Raw genomic sequence first — 23,912 nt, forward strand, 5'->3', positions numbered from 1 at the left:
GCCGTCGCCGCGCTCAGGCACCCGCCGTGGACGCCTCGACGACCAGGCGCACCTCGTCGACCCGCGCGAGGGACGCCTCGCGCATGTCCGCGTCGGGTGCCACCACGAGCACGTGACCGGCCCGGTCGAGCGACGAGCGCGACGCCGTGACACGGTCCCCCGGCGCCCGGGTCACCACGACCCTGCGGACGTACGGGTCGGCCCGCACGGCCTCCAGGCCCTCCACCCGGCGCAGCACCCCGGCGGGCGTGAGCAGGAACCGGCTGGCCGCGGCCGCCACGGGCGCGGTGCCGGGCAGCGGCACGCGCGGCTCGAGACCGAGGGCCAGCGCGGCGACGGCCTCGAACGGGTCGAACCCCCAGGTCGCGCCGACGGCGTCCATGATGAAGTCGCCGGGCGTGCGCACCGCGACCTCCATGAGCACGGGCCGCCGCACGTCCGTCCCCTCGACGGACGTCATGCGCAGCTCCACGTGCGCGATGCCGGTCCGCATCCGCAGGGCGCGCAGCACCGTCGCGACGAAGTCGTCGACCGCGTGCCGCTCCGGTGCGGGGAAGCGGTGGCCCGGGCGGTGGCACACCTCGACGAACGTCGGCGGACCCGTCGTGTCCTTGGCCGTGACGTTCGTGAACAGCACGGTCCCGTCCCGTACCAGCACCTCGACGGAGAACTCCGGTCCGGTCACCGCCCGCTCCACGAGGACGCGTCCCGCGTCCCTGCGCCGCGCCGCCGCGCCGCGCAGCCCCGCGGCGTCGCGCACGAGCTCCACGCCGACGCTGCCGTACTCGCCGACCGGCTTGAGCACGACCGGGAACCGGTCCGCCGCCCACGCGGCCGCCTCCCCCGCCTCGGGCACCAGGACGTGCTCGGGCTGCGCGACGCCGGCGGCACCGAACACCGCACGCTGCAGCGCCTTGTTCCGCGACACGACCGCGGCGTGCAGCCCCGGACCGGGCAGCCCGAAGGCGTCCTGCAGGAGCGCCGCCGCGAGGACCTGCGGCTCCGAGAAGCCGACGACCCCGGCCGGCGGCTCGTCCCCGACGAGCTCGAGCGCCGCGGCGTACCAGCTCTCGTCCAGCAGCGTGGCGGGCGCGGTCACGACGTCCGCGACGGCGCGGGAGCGCTCGACGAACGTCGGGAAGTCGACCACGCGGACACGCGCCCCCAGGGCACGGCCCGCGTCGAGGTACCGGGCCCCCATCTTGCCGGCACCGACCAGCAGCAGGTCGCCCGTCACCGCGGCACCGCCCCCGCCGCCAGCACCTCGCTGGGCGAGGCCGGCGCCGGCCGCGCCGCTGCCCGCAACCACAGCGCCACGCAGACGGTCAGCGCCAGCATCCCCGCGTACGTCAGCCAGTAGCCGGCCGTGGGGAGCGCGCCGACCAGCGCGATGCCGATCGCCGGCCCGGCCATGGCACCCACGTTCCAGGACACCGAGGACAGGGCGCTCGCGCGCCCCAGCAGCCCGGCCGGCGCGAGCTCCGTCAGCAGCGGCTGGTACCCCACGCCGAAGCACACCTCGCCGAGCGCGAAGACGACCGCGAACGCCAGCGCGACCGGGACGCGGGCACCCGGTGGCACGAGACCGACGGCGAGACCCACGAGCATCGCCGCCGACCACACGGCGGCGCACAGCACCAGCACGGTCGTGCTCGCCAGGCGCTCGAGCACGCGCCCCAGCGTCGGCTGCAGCACGACCACCGCGACGGTGTTGACCGCGACGACCAGGCCCACCACGCCGGCGGCGACCGCGAGGCGCTCGGTCAGCAGCAGGGGGACGGCCGTGTCGAACTGGGAGTAGGCGACGAGCACCAGCAGCGTCTGCACGAGCAGCAGCACGAGCAGTCGCCGGTCGCGCAGCAGCGCCCGGTAGCCCGTCCCTGCCGCCGCCGCGTCCGCCGCCGGGCGCCCGCCGCGCGGTGCCACGACGAGCAGCGCGACCGCGAGCGGGAGGAACGACAGGCCGTCGGCCACGTACAGCACCTGGAACGCACGCAGGCCGTCGAGCGTCTCGACGGTGAGCGCGGCCGCCGCCGCGCCGATCCCGAGGCCGACGTTCATCGCGAGGTAGCGCATCGAGAAGCCGCGCTTGCGGTGGTCCGGTCCGAGCAGGGCCGCGAGCACGGGCGTGAACGACGCGTGGAAGCACGCGTTGCCGACCCCGATGACGACGGCGCACACCGCGAGCCGCGGCTCGTCCGGCGCGAACCCGACACCGGTCCAGCCCAGCGCCTGCGCGCAGGCGCCCGCCGCCGCGGGCACGCGCGGACCCGTCCGGTCGGCGAGCCGACCGGCCCACGGCGCCGTCGCGAACGACGCCCCCGCGACCAGCCCGAAGAACGCACCGGCGACCGCCGGGTCCAGCCCGCGGAGCGACACGAGGTAGATCGCGGTGTAGGGGAGGACGAGCCCGGTGCCCAGGCAGGAGACGGCGAACGCCGCCAGCAGCACCCAGACGCGGCGGCTCATGCGTCCACCGCCTCGACCTCGACCTCGACCGTGCGCTCCGCCGCGTCGAGGACCGGCTCGAGCGGGACGTCGAGCGGCGCGTCCACGAGCACGGAGACGGCCCGGTCGGACGACTCGCGCACCGGGCCCACCGTCGACCCGAGCGCCTTCCACCGCAGCACCGCCACCGTGCGCGACGGGTCGTCCGCCCGTGCCGGCGCCGGGGCGGGCCAGGCGCCGTCGTCCGCGAGCACCGCGACGGGCACGCCGTCGGCGGCGGCGACGCCGCGCAGCACGCCGTGCGCGGTCCCGAGGAACCGCTGGCCGACGCGTCGGCGCGGCGCGGGATGGTCGACGGGTTCGCCGAGGGCGAGGTCGAGCAGGGTCGGCTCGAGCGGCGCCCCCGTGGCCAGGTGCAGCATGAGCGTGATCCCGTCCCCCGGCACTCGGGCCGCGACCTCCATGAGGACGGGACCGGACGGCGTCAGACGGAACTCGGCGTGGCTGATGCCGTCACGCAGGTCGAGGGCGGCGAGCACGTCGCCGTTCGCGCGGAGCAGCGACGCGTGCGCCGGCGCCGGCAGGGCCGCGGGCAGGACGTGCGCGGTCTCCGCGAAGTACGGCCCCTCCCCCTCCGTGGTCGTCTTCGCCGTCACGTTGGCCCAGCGGACCTCGCCGTGCTGCACGAGCGCCTCGACGGAGACCTCGGGTCCCTCGACGAGCTCCTCCACGAGCATCCCCTCGCCCGCCGCCGCGAGCACGTCCCGCAGGGCCCGCGCGTCGTCGACGCGGCGCACCCCCGAGCTCGACATGCGGCCGGTGGGCTTCACCACGCACGGGTACGTCGCCGCCGGCACCTGCGCCCCCGGCGGGACGAAGGTGCTGCGCGGCCCGAGGTCGGCGAGGTAGCTGCGCTGCAGGAGCTTGTCGCGGCACACCCGCGACGCGCGCAGGCCCGGCCCGGGCAGCCCGAGGAGGTCCGCCACCTGGCCGCACGCCTCCACGAAGAGCTCGCCGCACGACAGCACCGCCCGCACGTCGACCTCGTCGAGCACCGCGAGCACGCTCGCCACGACGTCGTCGACGACCGGTGCCGCCGGCAGCCAGCGTGCGACACCCGCGAGCGGGTGCGACGGATCGTCCTCGACGGCGGCCCGCACGCGTGCCACCGCCGGCCCCGGCGGCGTGACGACCAGGACCTCGAGCCCGCGGCGGCGGGCCTCCTCGACGAGGGCGGCGTGCCGCACCACGACCGGGACGCCACCGAACAGCACGACGGCGGGCCGACGCCCGGGGCGGGTGCGCGCCGGGACCGACGGCGTCGACGCCCTCACCGCACGTCCCCCGCGAGGGCGGCGACCAGGGCAGGCGACGGCTCACGCGCGTGGAAGTGGTCGCCGGCCACGTGCACGACGCGGAACGGCCCCGTCGTGACGGCCGCCCAGGCGCCCGCCGCGGACGCCGTCACCAGGGCGTCGCCGGTCGCCGCGACGGCGGTGACCGGGCACGTCAGGGGGTCGCCGCCGGGCCAGCGGTACCGCTCGGCTGCCCGCACGTCGGCGCGCAGCACGGGCTCGACCGCGGCGAGGACGTCGGGCCGTGCCGCGACCTCGGGCGCCGTGCCGCCGTAGCCGAGCACCGCGTCGAGGAAGGCGCGGCCCGGCAGGTCCCCGATCGGCGGGCGCGGCAGCGGGAGGTGGGGTGCGTGCCGCCCCGCGACCACGAGGACGTCGGGCTCCACCCCGTGCCGCCGGCGCAGCTCGTGCACCAGGGCGAAGGCGAGGGCCGCGCCGTAGCTGAGCCCGAAGACCGCCCACCGCCGCGGTGGGCGTCCCAGGTCGTCCGCGACCTCCGCGGCGGCCTCCTCGACCGTCGCCCGCGCCGGGCGACCACCCGCAGCGCCGCGTCCGGGCGGGTCGACCCGGGTGGTCCGGAGCCCCGCCACCTCCGCCGGCCACGAGCGGAAGAACGCCGCACCGGCCCCGGCGGGCGGCAGGCACAGCAGCCTGCCCGTGCCCTCGTCAGCGTCGTCGCGCACCGCGTGCCCTCCGCATCTCCTCGCCGCGCTGCCGCGCTGCGCTCGCGGTCGGGCGGGACGCGCCACGGTCGGCCCGGCCCGCCGCGTCGAGCAGGGCCGCCAGCTCGGCCACCGTGCCGTGGCGGAACAACGCGGGCATCGCGAGCTCCACGCCGGTCGCCCGGTGCAGCCGGTCCTGCAGCCGGATCGCGGACAGCGACGTCCCGCCCAGGGCGAAGAAGTTCTGGTCCGCCGCGACCGGTCCGCAGCCGAGCACCTCGTCGAAGGCCTCGGCCACCACGTCCTCGAACGGCGCAGGTCCCGTCGTCCGCGGCACCGCACCCAGGGAGGCCGCCGGGACCGGCGGGAGCGCGGCGCGGTCGACCTTGCCGTTCGTCGACACCGGCAGCGCCGGCAGCAGCACGAACACCGACGGCACCAGCGCGGCGGGGAGACGCTCGGCGACGTGGGCGCGCAGGCTCGCGTCGACGTCGCCGTCCGCCCGCGACGGCGTCTGCGTCGACGCGGGCGAGCCGGGCCGTGCGACGACGTAGGCCACGAGCCGCCGCCCGGCGCCCGTGCCGTCGCCGACCGCGACGACGGCGTCCACGTCGGGGTGGCTGCGGACCGCGGCCTCGACCTCGCCGGGCTCGACGCGGTGCCCCTGGATCTTCAGCTGGAAGTCCTCGCGGCCGAGGAACTCGATGTCGCCGCAGGGCCGCACCCGGCCCAGGTCCCCGGTGCGGTAGCAGCGCTCCCCACCGGGCAGCGTGAAGAAGCGCTCCTGCGTCCGCGCGGGGTTGTCCCAGTACCCGCGCGCCAGCCCAGCGCCGGCGATGAGGAGGCGTCCGACCGCCCAGTCCGGGCGCGTGCGCAGGTGCTCGTCGACCACGTGGAAGCGCTGGTTCGCCATCGGCCGGCCGTACGGCACGCTCGGCCAGGACGGGTCGCGCGCGCCGACGAGGTGGTCGATCGACCACACCGCCGCCTCCGTCGCGCCGCCCATGCTCACCACCCGCACGTCACGCCCCAGGGCGCGCACGCGGTCCGCGAGGTCGACCGGCACCCAGTCGCCGCTGAGCAGGACGAGCCGGAGCGCGTCGGGCAGCCGCTCGCCGTGACGCTCGAGCCACTCGACGAGCATGACCATGAGCGCCGGCGCGGAGTTCCACACCGTCACGCGCCGCTCGTGCAGGTCCCGGTGCCAGGCAGCCGGGTCCCGCAGGCTCTCCGCATGCGGCAGCACCACGGCGCCGCCGGCGCCCAGGAGCCCGAAGACGTCGTAGACGGACAGGTCGAAGCCGAGCCCGGAGATGCCGTACACGCGGTCGTCCTCCGACACGCCGTGGCGGGCGTTGACGTCGAGGACCGTGTTGAGGGCCGCGCCGTGCTCCATCATGACGCCCTGCGGGGTCCCCGTGGAGCCCGACGTGAAGATGACGTACGCGAGGTCGGCCGGGGCCGCGGTGCGGCGGGGCGACGGCGGTGCGGCGGGGACGGGCGCCGTGGCCACCTCGAGCACGTGCCCCACGAGCTCGGCCAGGCGGTGCCGCGCGGGCACGCCCGGCTGGGTGAGCACGTGGCGCACCCGCCCCAGGCGGAGCACGTCGGCCACCCGCCGTGCGGGAGCGCCGGCGTCGACGGGCAGGTAGGCGGCGCCCGCCCGCAGGACGCCGAGCACGGCGGGCACCTGCTCCCACCCCTTGTCCATGACGACGGCCACCAGCTCACCCGGGGCGCACCCGGCGGCGACGAGCCGGCGGGTGACGTCGTCGGCCAGGGCGTCGAGCTGCCCGTGGGTGAGCGTCGCCGCCGGCGCGAGGACGGCCGGCGCGTCGGGACGCACGGCGGCGACGCGTCGGACGGGTGCGTCCAGCGCGCCCGTCGGCAGGACGGTGCCGGTCGCGTTCGCCTCGTCCCGACGCCGCCGCTCGTCCGGGGTGAGCAGGTCGTCGAATCGCCGCCCGAGCGTCGTCGGGTCCGCGGCCAGTGCGGTCAGCAGCCGGCCGTACGCGGCGAACATGGCGTCCACGACGCCCGGCGCGTACGCGTCGTCCACGGCGTCCCAGTTGTAGACGAGCCGCCCGTCCGGCGCCTGCGACACCTGGTGGTCCAGCGTGACCTGCGGCGTCTGGGTGAGCGCGAAGGCCCGCTCGCCCAGCCACGTCAGCGTCCCCGACGTGGCCACGCCGTCGTCGAGCCCGAGCTTGCTGGTGAACACCACCGGCACGGCGAGCGGTTCGCCGCCGCGGGCCGCCGCGACGGTCCGCAGCACCCGGACCCCGCTGACCGCGCGGTGCTCGACGCTCTCCCAGAGGCGCTCGTGCACCGCCCGGACGAGCGTGCGCAGGTCGGGTGCGGCGCCGGAGTCGACGTCCACGAGCGTGAGCGACGTGAAGTCGCCGACGAGGCGCGGGACGTCCGGGTGCCAGGGCTCGCGCCCCGACATCGTCACGTCGAGCGTGAAGCGGGAGGTCGCGCTCCACCCGCTGAGGACCTCGGCGAACGCGGCCGCCAGCAGGGCGTTGGGCGTCACCCCTTCCGCCGCGGCGGTCGCCCGGACCGCCGCCCACGCGGCGGCGGGCATCTCGGCGGCACGTCGGCGGAACCGGGGAGCGCGCGGCTGCGCCGGGCCCGGCCCCGCGGGACCCGGCAGGGCGGGACCGGGCGGCAGGTCGCCGCGGGACCTCCAGTACTCCTCGGCCCGGCGGTACGCCGGGCCGCCCACCCGCGCCCGCTCGGCGAGCACGTAGTCGCGGAACCGCAGCCCGACGGCCGGCAGCTCGGCGTCGGGGTCCGCGTAGAGGGCCGTGAGCTCGGGTGCGAGCACCCCCCAGCTCGAGGCGTCCGCGACCAGGAAGTCCACGCTGAGGTGCACGCGGTGCCGCCCGCCGGGCAGGAGCGACACCTCCACGTCGAACAGGGGCCACGAGGTGCCGTCGCGGCACAGGTGCGACAGCCGGTCCCGGACGGAACGCAGGTGCCGCTCGACCGCGTCGGCGGACGCGTCCCGCACGTCGTGGACGACCACCTCGACGCGGGGCGCAGGATCGAGCACGCGCTGGCGCCCGTCGGGCGTCACGACGCACCGCAGCATGTCGTGCCGCTCCACCAGGCGCTGGAACGCGCGCCGCAGTCGCTGCGGGTCGAGCGCCGTCGCGCCCGGCGCCGGACCGTCGAGCTCGGTGTAGGAGTGCGACGCGACCCCGCCGCCGTCCAGCGACGCCAGCCGCCCGACCCAGTACGCCTCCTGGATGTCGTTGAGCGGGAACGGCTCGAACCGTCCCGCCGGGTCGGGCTCGAGCACGACGTCGAGGTCGGCGCGCTCGTCGGCCGCCGCGCGCCGCCCGGCGACGAGCCGGGCGAGGCCGCCGAGCGTCGGTGCGCCGAAGAGCTCGCGCATCGTCACCTCCACGCCCAGGTCACGGCGGACGCGAGCGAGCAGCGCGGCCGCACGCAGCGAGTCGCCGCCGAGCGCGAAGAACGAGTCGGCGGGGTCCACCCACTCGACGTCGAGCGTCTCCGCCCAGAGCGCCGCGAGGCGGAGCTCCGTCACGTGCGTCCGCCCGTGCCCGAGCCCGCCCGGCGCGGCGGCAGGGGCCTGCCCCCCGCGGCCGGGCACGACGGGAGCAGGACCGGCCGCCGCGGGGCCCGTGGGGGCCGCGTCCCCGGCCACGCGCAGCGCCGCGGTGTCGACCTTGCCCGTCGCCCCGCGCGGCAGTGCCGGCAGGCGCACCCAGCGGCGGGGCACCATCGACGACGGCAGCCGCTGCTCGACGTGCGCCCGCAGCTCCGCGTCGGGGACGCGTTCCAGCGCCGACCCGACGACGTACGCCACCGTCGACTCCACGGCGGTGCCGGGGCGGTCGCCCAGGACGACGCACTCCGTCACGGCGGGGTGGTCCGCCACCGCCGCCTCGATCTCCGCCGGCTCGACCCGGAACCCCCGGACCTGCAGCTGGCGGTCGGTGCGCCCGACCAGCCGCAGCGTCCCGTCGGGGTCCAACCGCCCCCGGTCGCCCGTGAGGTGGAGCCGGTCGCCCGTGTCGCCCGGCCGCCACGGGTTCACCACGAAGCGCGCGGCGGTGGCCCCGGGGTCGCCGCGGTAGCCGAGCGCGAGGTGCCGGCTGCGCAGCGCGACCTCGCCGAGCTCCCCCACCCCCGCGGGCAGCCCCCGCTCCGTCATGACGACGACCTGCGCGCCGGCGGGCGGGCGTCCGACGGGCAGCACGTCGGGGGCGTCGTCGAGGTCGTGCGGGACCTCCCAGCGCGTCAGGACGCGCTGCGTCTCCGTCGCCCCGTAGAGCTGCACGACGCGGGCGGCCGGGAACAGCCGGGCGGCGAGCCGCGCGGTGGCCCGGTCGAGCACCTCGCCCACGACCGTGACCAGCCGCAGCGTCGGCGCCGCCTCGTCGTCACCCGCGCCCGTAGCGAGGAACCGCACGGTCGACGGCGTCAGGTGGGCGACCGTCGGCCCCTCCCGCCGCAGCCAGCGCCACAGCACGACGGGGTCCGCGTACTCCTCCGCCCGCGGCACCAGCACCGTCGCGCCGTTCCACACCGCGGTGAGGACGTCGCGCTGCAACGGGTCGTGGCCGAGCGCCGACAGCATCGCGAACCGGTCGTCCACCCCGAGCCCGTACGTCCCGCTCTCCTCGGCGAGGAACGCCGTCAGGGCGTCGCGCGCGCCGAGCACCGCACGCGGCTCGCCCCTGCTGCCGGAGGTGAGCACGACCGAGCCCGCCGCGCCCGCCGTCGCCCGCACCGGCGCGGGCCCGTCGACCCGGACGTCGACCGGGACGCGCGGCACGCCGTCCCCCAGCGCACGTGCGACGTCCTCGTCGCCGTCGCCGCCCTCCCGCAGGGTCAGCCACACGGCGGGTCCGACGCGCGTCGCCAGCGCGACCCGGCGGGCTGTGGGCAGCCCCGCGTCGAGCACGCAGAACGCCGCGCCGGCGCGCAGGACCGCGAGCAGGGCGCCCGGCAGCCGGCCGTCCCGCACGCCGTCGACGAGCACGACGTCGTCCGGGCCCGCACCCGCCTCGAGCAGCGCGCGGGCCAGCCCGTCGACGTCCGCCGCGAGCTCGGCGTAGGTGAGCGAGCGTGCCGCGTCGCGCACCGCCACCGCCGCGGGCCGCTCGGCGCCGTGGCGCTCGAGCGCCGTGAGCAGGTCCGCGACCGTCGGTGCCGGGACGTCGGGCAGGGCGGTCGTGACGTCCGCGAGCGCGCGGCCCCGGTCGGTCTGCAGGGGCGTGCCGTCCCAGGGACGACCGGGGTGCCGCACCGCCTCGTCGAGGACGAGCAGGCACTGGTCGAGCAGCTCCTCGGCGCGGGCCGGCTCCACGAGGTCGGCGTCGTGCACCACGACGAGCTCCGCCTCGGCGCCGGGGCTGTCCGCACCCACCAGGTACAGCGCCACGTCGAACTTCGCGGCCACGTCGAGCACGGGGCGCGCGCGCATCCGCAGGCCGCCCGCGTGCCGCTCCGGTGGGCCGAACGCGAGGTGGTTGACGAACACCTGGCACAGCGGCGGCACCGCCGGGTCGGCGCGGTCGAGCACGGCGTCGCACAGCGCCTCGAACGGCACCGCGTGGGCGAGCGCCCCGCGGGTGGCGTCGGCGACCTGACGCGCCAGGTCGCCGTGCGTCGCCTGCGCGTCCGTGCGCACCCGCAGCGGCACCGTCGTCAGCAGGGGTCCCACGGCGCGGGCGAGGCGCGCGTCCGAGCGCTGCGCGACGGGTGCGCCGACGAGCAGGTCGCGCTGCCCGGTCCAGCGCGCGAGCACGGTCGCGACCGCCCCGCACAGGACGGCGAAGGGCGTCACGCCCGCGGCGCGCGCGGCCGCGACGAGCGCGTCCGCGCGGTCCGGGCCCACTGCGCGCCGCACCGTGCGTCCCCGGAAGCCGCGCTGCACGGGCCGGCGGTGGTCGAGGGGCAGGTCCAGCATCTGCGGCGCACCGGTCAGCGCCGTGCGCCAGTACTCCAGGTCCTCCGGCGGCACGGGCGTCGTGGCGGTCCCGGCGGCGTGCCGGAGGTAGGCGTCGGCGCGCGACGCGTCGGGCGTCCCGCCGTCCAGCGCGTGCGCGAGGTCGTCGAGCACGACACGCACCGACCAGCCGTCCGCGACCGTGTGGTGCAGGACGAGCACGAGCCGGGCGGCGTCGGGGGCGAGCCGCAGCAGCACGGCGCGCCACAGCGGAGCACGCGTGAGGTCGAACGGCTCGTCGACGGCGGCGTCCACCAGCTCGGTCGCGACCCGCTCGCGATCGTCCCCCCCGAGCGCGCGCAGGTCGTGCACGACGAGCGGCACCGGCGCCCGCGGGTCGACCTCCTGCCGGAGCTCGTCGTCCACCAGGCGCAGCCGCACGCGCAGCGCAGCGTGCCCGCGCGCGACCGCGGCCAGCGCGTCCCGCAGCGCCTGCTCGTCGACGTGGCCCTCGACGTCCACGACCACCGGCACGACGGCGGCGCGCCGGCCCTCGCCGAGCTGGTCCAGCAGCCACTGGCGGCGCTGGGACGCGGTGGCGGGCGCCGACGTGAGCGCCTCGTCCCCCGTCCCCGTGGCCGGTCGGGGGCACGCGTCCGCACGCACGAGCCGGTCGGCGAGCGCGCGCACCGTCGCGCCGCCCAGGACGTCGGCCGCGTCGACGCCCGTCCAGCCCGCGTCCTCGAGCTCCGCGACCAGGGCGACCACCTGCAGCGAGTCGAGCCCGAGCGACGGGGCGCTCGCGTCGAGGTCCGACGGCTGCAGCGGCCGGCGCAGGGCGGCCGAGAGCCGTGCGCGCACGAACGCGTGCGCGTCGCCCGCCACGTCCTCGGGGCCCGGTAGGAGCGCGTCGGCCGCCTCCCGCACCGCCGAGCGGCCGAGCTCCGCGAGCTCGCCGGCCAGCAGCCGGGACCGCGTGCGACGACGTGCCACCTTGCCGCTCGAGGTCGTCTCGACCTGACCGGGCCGGACGGCGACGACCTCCCGCACCGGCACGCCGTGCTCCGCGGTGACGGCCGCGCGGACGTGCTCCGCCAGCGCGGCGGCCTCCTGCGGCCCCGGCCGGCCCGCCGCCTCGACGACGAGGACGACGTGCTCCTCGTCGTCCTCCGTGACGGCCAGGGCGGCGGACCGGCGCGTGCCGGCGCCGAGCTCGTCCACCGTGGCCTCGAGGTCCTGGGGGGCGAGGGTGCGCCCGCGCACGACGATCCGGTCGGACGCCCGTCCGGTGACGTACAGCTCACCGCCCTCGACGAAGCCGAGGTCGCCGGTCCGCAGCTCGCGGACGCCGTCAGGGCCGACGGGGAAGGTGGCCGCGCTCGCCTCGGGGGCGCGCCAGTAGCCCGCCGCGAGGCTCGGCCCCGCGACGCAGATCTCGCCGACGGTCCCGTCCGGCACGGTCGTCCCGTCCTGCGCACGGACGCGCACGGCGTGACCGGCCGCCGGTGCGCCGCAGCTGACGAGCGTGACGCCCGCCGGGTCGGGCACGGCGCGCCCCTCCTGGGCCAGCGCGTCCGACGCGAACCGCCCGGTGCGCGCTCCCGCCCCCGCACGCGCGGCGGTGACCATGAGCGTCGACTCGGCCAGGCCGTAGCACGGCAGCACCGCGTCCTCCCGGAAGCCGCTGCCCGCGAACGCACGCGCGAAACGGTCCAGCGTGCGGGCGCGCACCGGCTCGGCACCGTGGAACGCGACGCGCCAGCTCGACAGGTCGAGCTCCGCCCGGTCGCCGGGGGTCGTCCGTGCCACGCAGAGGTCGTAGGCGAAGCCGGGGCCGCCGCTGGTCGTCGCACGGTGCGCGTCGACCGCGCGCAGCCACTCCACCGGGCGGCGCAGGAACGTCTCCGGCGCCATGAGCACGCCCGTCGCCCCCAGCCACAGGGACTGCAGCGCCCCGCCGACGAGCCCCATGTCGTGGAACAGCGGCAACCAGCTCACGACGACGGTCCCGGCGTCGTGGCCGAACCGCTCGGCGATGGCGCGCTCGTTCGCCGCGAGCGCGCCGTGGGTGACGACGACACCCTTGGGCGCGCTCGTCGAGCCGGACGTGTACTGCAGGAACGCCACGTCGTCGGGCGCCGCGGCCACCGGGTCGCCGCCGGCGGAGACCGCGGAGACGTCGGCGGCGCCGAGGTCCTCGCCGGTGAGCACGACGGCAGGCCGGCCGGCCCCGGGCTCGGCGTCCCGCCACGCGCGGACCTGGTCGCGCAGCGCGGCCGACGTGACGACCGCGGCCGCCCCGCAGTCCCGCGCGATCGCGTCCACGCGCTCCCACCGCCCGCCCGCGGGCGGGTAGGCGGGCACCGGGACCATGCCGGCGTAGAGGCAGCCCAGGAACGCGACGAGGTAGTCGAGCGAGGCCGGGTGCGCGAGGAGCACACGGCTGCCCGGCCGCAGGTCGGCGCGCAGCCGTGCGGCGGCCGCGCGGCACCGGGCGTCGAGCTCGCGGTGCCCCACACGCGTCCCGCGGTCCGCGCGCGGCTCCCACCAGTACAGGCCCCGGGTGCCGTCGTCGGCGGCGGCGGCGGCACGGACGAGGGCGTCGACGACAGTCGTCGGCATCGGTGCCCCCGGCGTCAGAGGGCCGCGTCGTACACGTGCGCGACGGGGGCCACCGGGATGTCGACCCAGTGCCGCGCCGGCTCGAACGCGTACGTCGGCAGCGGGACGCGGCGCCGCCGTGTCCCCGCGTGCAGCGCGGCCCAGTCGACGGGCACGCCCCCGAGCCACGCGGCCGCCAGGTCGCGGGCCGCGGCGTCGTCGAGCGGGCCGCCGCCCGGCGCCGCCCACGGGCGGGTGCCGGCGGGGGCACCGGTCACGGGCCCCACGGCCACGGCGGAGCGCAGGGCGTCCGCGAGGCCCCGCGCCTGCGTGCCGGTGACGGCGAGGCGGTGCTGCATCTGCCGCCGACCGACCTGCAGCGTGTAGCAGACGTCCGCGACGTCCTGGTCGTCGACCTCCGTCTCGAGGTGGTCGGCCAACCGCTCGCGCATCCGCTCGAGCGCGGCGGGGGTCCGGGCCGACAGGACGAGGACCTGCGGGCCGGCCCACGGCGTCGAGGGCTCGGCCGCCGGCGGCCCCTGCAGGACGACGTGGCCGTTGGTGCCGCCCACGCCGTAGGAGCTGACCGCGGCCAGGCGCGGTCCGGGCTCGTCGGGCCACGGCTCGTGCGCGAGCGCCACGCGGAACGGGCTCTCGTCGAAGCGGATGTGCGGGTTGGGCCGGTCGAAGTTGATCGTCGGGACGACCTCGCCGCGCTCCACGCACAGCGCCGCCTTGATGACCGCCGCCATGCCCGCCGCGACGTTGAGGTGGCCGACGTTGCTCTTCACCGAGCCGATCGCGCAGAACCCCGTGTCGGGCGTGAACTCCCGGAAGGCGCGCGTCAGCGCCTCCACCTCGATGGGGTCCCCGTTCTGGGTGCCCGAGCCGTTGGCCTCCAGCAGGCGGATCCGGCGGGGGTCCACACCGCTCACGGCGAGGGCGGCCGCCGCGGCGTCGGCGATGCCGTCCACGCTGGGCGCCTTGAACACCGACTTGCGACCGCCGTCGTTGGTCACCGCGCTGCCCTTGACGACCGCGCGGACGGTGTCCCCGTCGGCGAGGGCGTCCGCGAGGCGCTTGAGGACGAGCACGCCCATCCCGCTGCTGTAGACGGTCCCGCGCCCGTCCGCGTCGAAGCTGCGGATGTGGCCGTCGGGCGAGATGAGGTTGCCCGGCTCGTAGACGTAGCCCTTCACCTGGGGCGAGTAGACCGTGATCGCCCCCGCGAGCGCGACGTCGCACTCCCGGTTGAGCAGCGCCTGGCACGCCTGGTGGACGGCGACGACCGATGTCGAGCACGCCGTCTGGACGGTCATGACGGGCCCGCGCAGGCCCAGGTGGTGCGCGGCGAGCGTCGTGAGGAAGTCCTTGTCGGTCATGACGAGCAGGTCGATGCCGTGGAACTGCTTGACGTGCGTCTCGCGCGCGTGCCGCAGGTTGTTGAGCAGGTAGGTGTTGAACGCCTGGCCCGCGAACAGGCCGACGCGACCGTCGTACTGGTCGGTGTCGTAGCCCGCCTCCTCCAGCGCCTTCCAGAGGAACTCGAGGAACAGCCGCTGCTGGGGGTCGGTGACCTCCGCCTCGAGCGGTGTGAAGCCGAAGAACTCGTGGTCGAACAGCTCGACCTCGTCGATGACGCCCTTGGCGCGCACGTAGCTCGGGTCGGCCACCCGCTCGGCGGGGACGCCCGCGGCGATCATCTCCTCCGGGGTGAAGTGCGAGATGGTCTCGCGCCCCTCGCGGAGCACCTCCCACAGCTCCTCGACGTCGTCGGCGCCGGGGAACCGGCACCGCATCGCCACGATCGCGACGTCCCCGTCGTCGAACGCCTCGTCGTGCCCGGCGCCCTCGCGACCGGTTCCCTGCGGACGACAGCCGTCCATCGATCAGCCCCCTGCCTCTCGTCGGCGCGCCCGGACCGAGCCGCCGCGGGCACCCTCCCGGCTGGGCCCGGAGGCGTCAAGGGGATGTCTCACCCAGAGGACGGCGTGTCGTGACACCTCACCCGAGCGCCGGCACCCAGTCCGCACGGTCGACCGCGTGCCCCAGCACGCGCGACGCCTCGAGCTCGGAGAGCACCCGTTCCCCGTGCCGCACGGCCGCGGACCGCTGCCGCGCGGACGCCGGGACGAGGTCGACGAGCCAGAGGGGGCGCAGCCGTGCGCCGCGCAGCACCTTGGCCTCCGCCGACTCGATCCCCAGGTGCACCGCGCGCAGGCCCCGCTCGTACGCCAGGCGCACCGGCCAGTGGAACGCGAGCGCGAAGTACGCCGGCTCCCCCGCGGTGGCCTCGTGGTCCACGCCGAGGGCTCGCAGGTACAGCGTGTCGCCCTGGGCGTAGAACGAGACGAAGCCGACGGCGCGCCCGTCGCGGCGCAGCACGAGGGCCTCGGCCCGGTCCCCCGTCGCCGCGGCCTGCGCACGCAGGGACGCGGTCAGCGGACCGACGGGGGCGGGGTGCCCGTACCGCTCCTGGGTGCGTGCGAGCAGGGGCGCGACCTCGTCCACGACGTCCGCGAGGGGGCGCCGCTCGACGTCGGCGGCCAACCGCTCGGCGGCCGCCACCTCCGGCCGCAGCCGGCGGCGGCGGTGCCCGCCCAGGCGCTCCAGGTGGTCCTCGACCCCGGTCCCCACCAACGGCACCCAGGCGTCGGTCGCCACGTGCACCACGAGCGCGTCCGGCACGACCGTGCGCAGCCGCACCGCCGTCGCCGTGTCCGCGTACGGCGCGACGAGGCCGTCCAGCCCGGCGTCGTGCGCGGTGCGCGCGAGCGTGGTGACGAGGGCGGCGACGGCGTCGTCGAGCCGTGCCCCGTCCGCGTCCGGCGCCGTGAGCACCGCGGTGCGGTACCCGCGCCGTGGGCCCAGCTGGAGCCGCTGCCCGGCGGCGTGCAGGCCGCGGGCGGCGAGCAGGTCCGGCCAGCGGTAGAACGCGTTGCCCTCCCGCGTGACCTGCGCGAACGGCAGCGCCGCGAGCGGTGCGGTGTCGCGCGCGAGGGCGCAGCCGACCGTGCCGGTCGGGTCGGTCGCGGTGGCGCGCAGCCACGGCAGGTCCGAGTAGAGGTGGTCCCGCGCGAGCACCGACCACCCGGCCGCGCCGTCGACCTCCGCGACGTCGCGGACGTCGACCTGCACGCTCACGCCGGCGCCCCGCCGTCGAGCAGCTCGTCCGCGCGGGACGGCCCGCCCTGCGCCGCGAAGGCCGCCCGCACGTCGGCGAGCAGGTCCGGGTCGGCCAGGACGTCGACGGCCGTCAGCGCGAGCGCCGCCGCGGAGTCCCGGACGGCGGCCGCGGCGCGCTCCCCGGTGGTCCAGCGCGCGAACTCCGCCGTGTGGACCGTCACGTGCGGCGGGCTGGTGGCCACGAGCGGCTGGATCGCCGGGACCCGGACGCTGACGTTGCCGAGGTCGGTCGACGCGGCCAGCCCGGAGGGCAGGGCCCCGGGCTCGAGGAGCACCCGGCCCTGCGCCTCCAGGTGGAGGGCGAACCTGTCCGCCAGCGGGACGTTGTTGCGCATCGGCAGGTACGCGGGCCGCTCGTCCCACGTGACCTCGACCTCGGTGCCGGTGGCGTCGGCCGCGGCGCGCAGCACCGCCTCGACGCGTCCGCTCAGCTCGCGCAGCCCGTCCACCGACCCCGAGCGGATGCCCACCCGGGCGCGGGTGTCCGCGGGCACGACGCCCGGTGTCTCACCCCCGTCGGTGATGACCAGGTGCACCCGGTCGTCGGGGAGCACGTGCTGGCGCAGCTGTGCGAGCCCCTGGTAGGCGAGCACCACCGCGTCGAGCGCGTTGCGCCCGAGGAAGGGCGTCGCGGCGGCGTGCGCGGCGACCCCCCGGTACCGCACCGCGGCGGACCGGGCGCCCGCCCAGACGTGCCGGGACAGGTCGACGCCCGAGGGGTGGACCATGAGCACGGCGTCGACGCCGTCGAACGCGCCCGCGCGCGCCAGCAGCTCCTTGCCCCCACCGCCCTCCTCACCGGGCGTCCCCAGGAGCACGACGGTCCCGCCGACGTCCGAGGTGCGCGCCGCGGCGGCGAGGAACGCACCGACCGCCGCCGCGCAGATGAGGTTGTGGCCGCACGCGTGCCCCAGACCCGGCAGCGCGTCGTACTCGGCGAGCAGGGCGACCGTCGGCCCCCCGGTGCCGACCTCGGCGCGGAAGGCGGTCGCGAGACCGTGCGCGCCGACCGTCGCCGTGACGCCGTGCCGCGCGAGGACGTCGCACGCGGCGGCGACGGACGCGTGCTCGGCGAAGGCGGTCTCCGGCCGGGCGTGCAGCCGGTCGGCCAGCCCGACCAGGTCGTCGAGGACGTCCTCGACGGTGGCGGTGACGGCGGCGCGCACGTGCGCCGGGGCGCCGTCGTGCCGGGGTTCGGTCGGGCGGGCCCGTCGCGCCACGGCGTTCGTGACCACGTCGGCGAGATAACGGCGTGCGGCATCGGTGGACACGTGACGAGGCCCCCTGGTCTCGGTGCGCGGCTCCGCGCGGCACCGCGCGGCGGCACAGGTATAGCACCGGCGGCGCGGCGGCGGTGGGCTCCGCCCGCCCGGCCGCCGCGCGGCGGCCCGCGGCTCAGCCCAGGACCGCCCCCTTCGACGCCGACTGCACGAGCTTCTGGTACTTGCCGAGGACGCCCCGCGTGTACCGCGGCGGGATCGGCCGCCAGCCCTGCCGCCGGGCCGCCAGCTCGCCCTCGTCCACCAGCAGGTCGAGGGTCGCGTGCGCGACGTCGAGGCGGATGCGGTCGCCGTCGCGGACGAACGCGATCGGCCCGGCGTCGACGGCCTCCGGCGCGATGTGGCCGACGCACAGGCCCGTGGTGCCGCCGGAGAACCGGCCGTCGGTGATGAGCAGGACGTCCTTGCCCAGGCCGGCGCCCTTGATCGCCCCCGTGATCGCGAGCATCTCGCGCATGCCGGGGCCGCCCTTCGGCCCCTCGTAGCGGATGACGACGACGTCACCGGCCTGGATCGTCCCGTCCTCGAGCGCGTCGAGCGCCGCCCGCTCGCGCTCGAAGACGCGCGCCGTGCCCTCGAAGACGTCGGAGTCGAAGCCCGCCGACTTCACGACGGCCCCCTCGGGGGCGAGCGACCCCGACAGGATCGTGATGCCGCCCGTGCGGTGGATGGGGTCGTCGAGCGCCCGCAGGATCTTGCCGTCCGGGTCCGGCGGCGCGATGTCGGCGAGGTTCTCCGCGACCGTGCGGCCCGTGACGGTCAGGCAGTCGCCGTGCAGCAGGCCCGCGTCGAGCAGCGCCTTCATGACGACCGGGACGCCGCCGATGCGGTCCACGTCGTTCATGACGTAGCGGCCGAACGGCTTGAGGTCCCCCAGGTGCGGCACGCGCGCCGCGACGCGGCTGAAGTCGTCGAGGGTGAGGTCGACCTCGGCCTCGTGCGCGATCGCCAGCAGGTGCAGCACCGCGTTCGTCGACCCGCCGAAGGCCATGACGACCGCGATCGCGTTCTCGAACGCCTCCTTCGTCATGATCTGCCGCGCGGTGATGCCGCGGCGCAGCAGCTCGACGACGGCCTCCCCCGACCGGCGCGCGAACTGGTCGCGGCGGCGGTCGGCGCTCGGCGGCGCGGCGGAGCCGGGCAGCGACATGCCCATCGCCTCCGCGACCGACGCCATCGTGTTCGCCGTGTACATGCCCCCGCAGGCGCCCTCGCCCGGGCAGATGGCGCGCTCGATGCGCTCGACGTCCTCGCGGCTCATGAGGCCGCGCGCGCACGCGCCGACGGCCTCGAACGCGTCGATGATCGTCACGTCCTTCTCGGTGCCGTCGGACAGCTTCACCCAGCCCGGCATGATCGACCCGGCGTAGAGGAAGACGCTCGCCAGGTCCAGGCGCGCGGCCGCCATGAGCATCCCGGGCAGGGACTTGTCGCAGCCGGCCAGCAGGACGGACCCGTCGAGCCGCTCGGCCATCATCACGGTCTCGACCGAGTCGGCGATGAGGTCGCGGCTCACCAGCGAGTAGTGCATCCCCTCGTGGCCCATAGAGATGCCGTCGGACACCGAGATGGTGCCGAACTCCATCGGGAACCCGCCGCCGGCGTGCACGCCGTCCTTCACGGCCTTCGCGAGCCGGTCCAGCGAGAGGTTGCACGGCGTGATCTCGTTCCACGAGCTCGCCACGCCCACCTGCGGCTTCGCGAAGTCCTCGTCGCCCATGCCGACGGCGCGCAGCATGCCGCGCGCGGCGGTCGCCTCCAGGCCGTCCGTGACCTGCCGGGATCGGGGCTTGATGTCGACGCCGGGTGCCGTCCCGGGCTGGGTGGTCGTCATGACCCGAGGGTAGGCAGCGCCGGGCCGCTCGGCATCCGCCTGGCGCGCTGCGCCGACCGGGTCCTGCGTCCGCCGATCCCTACGAGGACGGGCCGACCTGCCGATGGTGTGTGAGGACTGGTGCCGGTCGCACGTCGCTGCGGGTGCCCCGAGCCCACCGGGAGGCCCTGTGACCGCGCACGCGCCGCCGTCGCGACGCGACCGGCTGCTCGCCGCCGTCACGTGGCCGCGGTTCCTCGTCGCAGGCCTCGCGCTCACGGGCGTCGTGCTCGTCCTGCCCGGCTGGCCCGGCGAGATCCTGTGGGACGCGGTGCCCGTGCTGTCGTGCGCCGCCATGGTCGTCGGGCTGCGCCGGCACCGCGGGCCCGCCGTGCGGGCGTGGTGGTGGCTGACGGCCGGCGTGACGTGGTGGGCGCTGAGCGACCTCGGGTGGACCACCTGGTACGTGCGCGTCGGCGGGGACGACGCGCAGATCCCGTGGTGGTACGACGTCGTCTACATGGTCGCCTACCCGCTGCTGGCCGGCGGGCTCGCGCGGCTCCCCCGCAACTCGCTGCGGGACCGGCACGAGACGGCGACCATGGACGCGGTCGTCGTGGTCGCGGGGGCGGCGCTGCTCTACTGGTCGCTCGTGTTCCGCGGCGTCCTCCGGGAGGGCGTGCCGGTCGGCCCGGGCCAGGTCGTCGCCGTCCTGTCGCTCGCGATGAGCCTCGGCGTCGCCTTCATGGTGTCGCGGCTGTGGTTCCGGTACGGCAACGACAACGGCGCCTACCTGCTGCTCGGCTGGGGCGTCGCCGCGTCGATGGTGGGCGACGTCGTGTACACCGTGACGCTGACCGGCGACGGCGCCCCGGGCATCTCCCTGCTCGACACGTCGCTCGCGGAGAGCGTCGGCAGCGCCGGCTGGCTCGTGTGGTTCGTGCTGTTCGGCGCCGCCGCCCTGCACCCCGGCGTCGTCGCCGCGTCGCCCGACGCCACGCCGGACCACTCGTTCACGGTCGCCCGCGGCGTCATCTTCTTCCTCACCGCGTCCATCGGCCCCACCACGCTGCTGCTGTCCTCCCACGTCGGCGGCTCCGTGACCATGGCCTGGTCCGACCTCGCGGTGCCGCTGCTCACCGTCACGGCGCTCACCGCGTTCCTCGTCGCGCGGCTCGTCGTCGGCACGAGCACGGCGCAGCTGCGCGCCATCCAGCTCGACCGGCAGGCCGCCGAGCTCTCGCAGGCGCTGCGCGAGCAGGGCGAGCTGCAGCTGCGGCTGAGCCACCAGGCGCTGCACGACCCGCTGACCGGGCTGGGGAACCGCACCCGCTTCACCGACCGGCTCTCGGCGCCGCGTCGGCGGGGGGCGGACCGGCGCGCGGTCCTGATGCTCGACCTGGACGGGTTCAAGACCGTCAACGACGACCACGGGCACCACGCGGGCGACGACCTGCTGGCGGGCGTCGCCCGGCGCCTGCGCCGGGTCGTGGGCGACGACGACACCCTCGCGCGGCTGGGCGGCGACGAGTTCGCCGTGGTGCTGGAGGAGGCCGACGAGGCGGACGCGCAGGACGTCGCGTGGCGCGTCGTGCACGCGCTCGCCGAGCCGTTCCTCGTCGACGGGCACATGGTGCGCGTGACGTCGAGCGTCGGCGTCCGCGTCGTCGACGCCTCCCTCGACCCGCGGGAGATCCTGCGCGACGCCGACCTCGCGCTGTACGCGGCGAAGGCGGCGGGCAAGAACCAGGTGTGCGTGTTCGAGCCCGGGATGCGCGTCGCGCACGACCGCCGGTCCACCATCGCCGAGGGGCTGCAGCACGCCGTCGCGCGCGGCGAGCTCGTCGTGCACTACCAGCCAGTCGTGTCGCTCGGCAGCGGGCGGGTGCAGTCCGTCGAGGCGCTGCTGCGGTGGCAGTCGCCGGCCGGGCTCGTCATGCCGGACGCCTTCATCCCCGTCGCGGAGGAGACCGGCCTGATCGTCCCGATCGGCGAGCACGTGCTGCGGCGCGCGTGCGCCGACGCGCGCCCCTGGTTCGAGGCGCACGGCGTGGCGGTGCACGTCAACGTCTCGGGCCGGCAGCTGCGCCGCCCCGAGATCGTCGACCAGGTGCTCGGTGCGCTGGCCGACGCCGGCCTGCCCGGCCCGGCGCTCGTGCTCGAGATCACCGAGACCGAGCTGCTCACGGCCGAGGCCCCCGACGCCGGGCACGTGGTCACCCACCTGTCGCGGCTGCGCGAGCACGGCGTGCGCGTCGCGATCGACGACTTCGGCACCGGCTACTCGTCGCTGGCCCACCTGCAGCGCCTGCCGGTCGACCTCGTCAAGATCGACGGCGCCTTCACCCGGTTCGCCGCCGAGCCCGGCGACGAGGGACGCCGTCGGCGCGCCCTCGCGAGCGCGATCGTGGACCTGTGCGCGAGCCTCGACCTGCCGGCCGTCGCCGAGCAGATCGAGACCGCCGACGAGGCCGAGGCGCTGCGGGCGCTCGGCTGCCCGGAGGGCCAGGGCTACCTGTTCGGGCGCCCGTCGCCGCGCGAGGAGATCACCGCCCTGCTGGGCGGGCCCGACCGTCTGTCGACCGTGCCGCAGCCCCGCGCCCCGGGCAGGACGCCGCGCCGGGTCTAGGCGCTCGCGACGCCCGGCCGGGGACCCGGCCGGGCGTCGTGCGTGTCAGGCGCGGCGGATGCGGCTCACGTCGCGCACGGCCCCGCGGTCGGCGGACGTCGCCATCGCGGCGTACGCCTGCAGCGCCGGCGAGACGTAGCGGTCGCGGTCCAGCGGCTGCCAGGGGTTCTCCGACGCCTCCATCTTGGCGCGCCGCTCGGCGAGGACCTCGTCGGGGACGTTCACGCGGATCAGGCGCGTCTCGACGTCGATCTCGATCTCGTCGCCGTCCTCGATGAGCCCGATCGTGCCGCCCGCGGCCGCCTCGGGGCTGACGTGCCCGACGGAGATGCCGCTCGACCCGCCGGAGAACCGGCCGTCCGTGATGAGCGCGCAGACCTTGCCCAGGCCCCGCCCCTTGATGAAGGACGTCGGGTAGAGCATCTCCTGCATGCCGGGGCCGCCCGCGGGGCCCTCGTACCGCACGACGACGACGTGGCCGGGCTGGACCTCCTTGCGGAGGATCTTGTCGACGGCCTCGTCCTGCGACTCGCACACCAGCGCCCGGCCCACGAAGTGGAAGACGTCGGGGTCGATGCCGGCGGTCTTGATGATGGCGCCGTCCTCCGCGAGGTTGCCACGGAGCACCGCCAGGCCGCCCTCGACCGTGTAGGCGTGGGCGACGTCGCGGATGCAGCCGTTCGCGGCGTCGGTGTCGAGGGACTCCCACACGTTCGACGTCGAGAACGCCTGCGTGGTGCGCACGCCGCCCGGGGCCGCGTGGAACAGCTGCACGGCGCGCTCGGTCGCCTTGCCGCCGCGCACGTCCCAGTCGTCCAGCCACGCCCGCAGGGTCGGGGTGTGCACGCTCGTGACGTCGTGGTCGAGCAGGCCGGCGCGGTCGAGCTCGCCCAGGAGCGCGGGGATGCCGCCCGCGCGGTGCACGTCCTCCATGTGGAAGTCCGGGTGGTTCGGCGCGACCTTCGACAGGCACGGCACCCGGCGGCTGATGGCGTCGATGTCCGCGAGCGTGAAGTCGACCTCGGCCTCCTGCGCCGCGGCCAGCACGTGCAGCACCGTGTTGGTCGAGCCGCCCATCGCCACGTCCAGCGCCATCGCGTTGGCGAACGCGGCCCTCGTGGCGATGCCGCGCGGCGCGGCCGTGTCGTCCTCGTCCTCGTAGTACCGGCGGGCCAGGTCGACGATCGTGCGGCCGGCCTCGAGGAACAGCTCGCGGCGGGCGCTGTGCGTCGCCAGCGTCGAGCCGTTGCCGGGCAGCGACAGGCCGAGCGCCTCGGTCAGGCAGTTCATCGAGTTCGCGGTGAACATGCCCGAGCACGACCCGCAGGTCGGGCACGCGTTCTCCTCGACCTTCGCGAGCGCCTCGTCGTCCACGGCGTCGTCGGCCGAGTAGTTGATCGCGTTGATGAGGTTCAGGGGGGTGCGGGCGACGCCGTTCGCGACGACCGCCTTGCCGGCCTCCATGGGGCCGCCCGACACGAAGACCACCGGGATGTTCAGCCGCAGCGCCGCGTTGAGCATGCCCGGCGTGATCTTGTCGCAGTTGGAGATGCAGACCAGGGCGTCCGCGCAGTGCGCGTTGACCATGTACTCCACCGAGTCCGCGATGAGGTCGCGGCTGGGCAGCGAGTAGAGCATCCCGCCGTGGCCCATCGCGATGCCGTCGTCGACGGCGATCGTGTTGAACTCCTTCGCGACGCCGCCGGCCTCCCGCACGGCCGACGCGACGAGGTCGCCCATGTCCTTGAGGTGCACGTGCCCCGGGACGAACTGCGTGTACGAGTTCGCGATGGCGACGATCGGCTTGCCGAAGTCCTCGCTCGTCATGCCCGTCGCGCGCCACAGCGCGCGGGCGCCGGCCATGTTGCGACCGTGGGTCGAGGTACGAGAGCGCAGGGGACGGCTCATCGCGGCACTGCTCCTTCAAGGCGGACGGGGCCCCACCTGCCGGTGGGGCCCCGTCACACTACGTCGGGATCGACCGAGGTCGGACGTGCGTCCGCCTCGTGGTC

General features: G+C 76.6%; 11 protein-coding genes. 1 reads left to right on the forward strand and 10 read right to left on the reverse strand.

Annotation, left to right across the window (positions count from 1 at the left end; genetic code table 11):
- Nucleotides 1-13: 13 nt before the first annotated feature.
- From FB586_RS17990 to ilvD (FB586_RS18030), 9 genes are all read right to left on the reverse strand, one after another.
- Nucleotides 14-1,237: an ATP-grasp domain-containing protein gene (locus FB586_RS17990; RefSeq protein WP_136520698.1), complete on the reverse strand. Its 1,224-nt coding sequence runs from the start codon at nucleotides 1,235-1,237 to the stop codon at nucleotides 14-16.
- Nucleotides 1,234-2,469 (reverse strand): MFS transporter, encoded by a 1,236-nt coding sequence (locus FB586_RS17995; protein WP_136520699.1) that lies wholly within the window; start codon nucleotides 2,467-2,469, stop codon nucleotides 1,234-1,236. The genes FB586_RS17990 and FB586_RS17995 overlap by 4 nt, the downstream gene beginning before the upstream one ends.
- Nucleotides 2,466-3,782, reverse strand: a complete 1,317-nt coding sequence (locus FB586_RS18000) for an ATP-grasp domain-containing protein (RefSeq protein WP_136520700.1) — start codon at nucleotides 3,780-3,782, stop codon at nucleotides 2,466-2,468. Before FB586_RS18000 ends, FB586_RS17995 begins: the two co-directional genes overlap by 4 nt.
- Complete coding sequence (locus FB586_RS18005) at nucleotides 3,779-4,486, reverse strand: thioesterase II family protein (RefSeq protein ID WP_168800599.1); 708 nt, start codon at nucleotides 4,484-4,486, stop codon at nucleotides 3,779-3,781. Before FB586_RS18005 ends, FB586_RS18000 begins: the two co-directional genes overlap by 4 nt.
- Nucleotides 4,470-13,013: a non-ribosomal peptide synthetase gene (locus tag FB586_RS18010; protein ID WP_136520702.1), complete on the reverse strand. Its 8,544-nt coding sequence runs from the start codon at nucleotides 13,011-13,013 to the stop codon at nucleotides 4,470-4,472. The genes FB586_RS18005 and FB586_RS18010 overlap by 17 nt, the downstream gene beginning before the upstream one ends.
- 14 nt (nucleotides 13,014-13,027) lie before the next feature.
- Complete coding sequence (locus tag FB586_RS18015) at nucleotides 13,028-14,878, reverse strand: beta-ketoacyl synthase N-terminal-like domain-containing protein (RefSeq protein ID WP_136520703.1); 1,851 nt, start codon at nucleotides 14,876-14,878, stop codon at nucleotides 13,028-13,030.
- A 118-nt stretch (nucleotides 14,879-14,996) separates the two neighbouring features.
- The gene (locus FB586_RS18020; protein WP_136520704.1) at nucleotides 14,997-16,136 is read right to left on the reverse strand and encodes a GNAT family N-acetyltransferase; all 1,140 of its coding nucleotides are present in this window, start codon (nucleotides 16,134-16,136) and stop codon (nucleotides 14,997-14,999) included.
- Complete coding sequence (locus tag FB586_RS18025; RefSeq protein WP_136520705.1) at nucleotides 16,133-17,449, reverse strand: amidohydrolase; 1,317 nt, start codon at nucleotides 17,447-17,449, stop codon at nucleotides 16,133-16,135. The genes FB586_RS18020 and FB586_RS18025 overlap by 4 nt, the downstream gene beginning before the upstream one ends.
- 124 nt (nucleotides 17,450-17,573) lie before the next feature.
- Nucleotides 17,574-19,292, reverse strand: a complete 1,719-nt coding sequence (gene ilvD / locus FB586_RS18030; protein ID WP_136520707.1) for a dihydroxy-acid dehydratase — start codon at nucleotides 19,290-19,292, stop codon at nucleotides 17,574-17,576.
- A gap of 169 nt (nucleotides 19,293-19,461) precedes the next feature.
- Between ilvD (FB586_RS18030) and FB586_RS18035 the strand changes: the two genes are divergently transcribed.
- Nucleotides 19,462-21,900 carry a putative bifunctional diguanylate cyclase/phosphodiesterase gene (locus tag FB586_RS18035; protein ID WP_246036916.1) on the forward strand — a complete coding sequence of 813 codons (2,439 nt, stop codon included), beginning with the start codon at nucleotides 19,462-19,464 and terminating at the stop codon, nucleotides 21,898-21,900.
- Nucleotides 21,901-21,945: 45 nt separating this feature from the next.
- Here the strand turns inward: FB586_RS18035 and ilvD (FB586_RS18040) are convergent, their stop codons facing one another.
- Nucleotides 21,946-23,808, reverse strand: a complete 1,863-nt coding sequence (gene ilvD / locus FB586_RS18040; protein ID WP_136520710.1) for a dihydroxy-acid dehydratase — start codon at nucleotides 23,806-23,808, stop codon at nucleotides 21,946-21,948.
- Between the last annotated feature and the right edge of the window lie 104 nt (nucleotides 23,809-23,912).

The organism is Cellulomonas telluris, assembly GCF_004886325.1.
Lineage (GTDB): Bacteria > Actinomycetota > Actinomycetes > Actinomycetales > Cellulomonadaceae > Cellulomonas > Cellulomonas telluris.

Coding starts and splice junctions, on each gene's coding strand:
- FB586_RS18015 (WP_136520703.1), bottom strand. CDS start 14,878: ATGGACGGCTGTCGTCCGCAGGGAACCGGTCGCGAGGGCGCCGGGCAC.
- FB586_RS18010 (WP_136520702.1), bottom strand. CDS start 13,013: ATGCCGACGACTGTCGTCGACGCCCTCGTCCGTGCCGCCGCCGCCGCC.
- ilvD (WP_136520710.1), bottom strand. CDS start 23,808: ATGAGCCGTCCCCTGCGCTCTCGTACCTCGACCCACGGTCGCAACATG.
- ilvD (WP_136520707.1), bottom strand. CDS start 19,292: ATGACGACCACCCAGCCCGGGACGGCACCCGGCGTCGACATCAAGCCC.
- FB586_RS17995 (WP_136520699.1), bottom strand. CDS start 2,469: ATGAGCCGCCGCGTCTGGGTGCTGCTGGCGGCGTTCGCCGTCTCCTGC.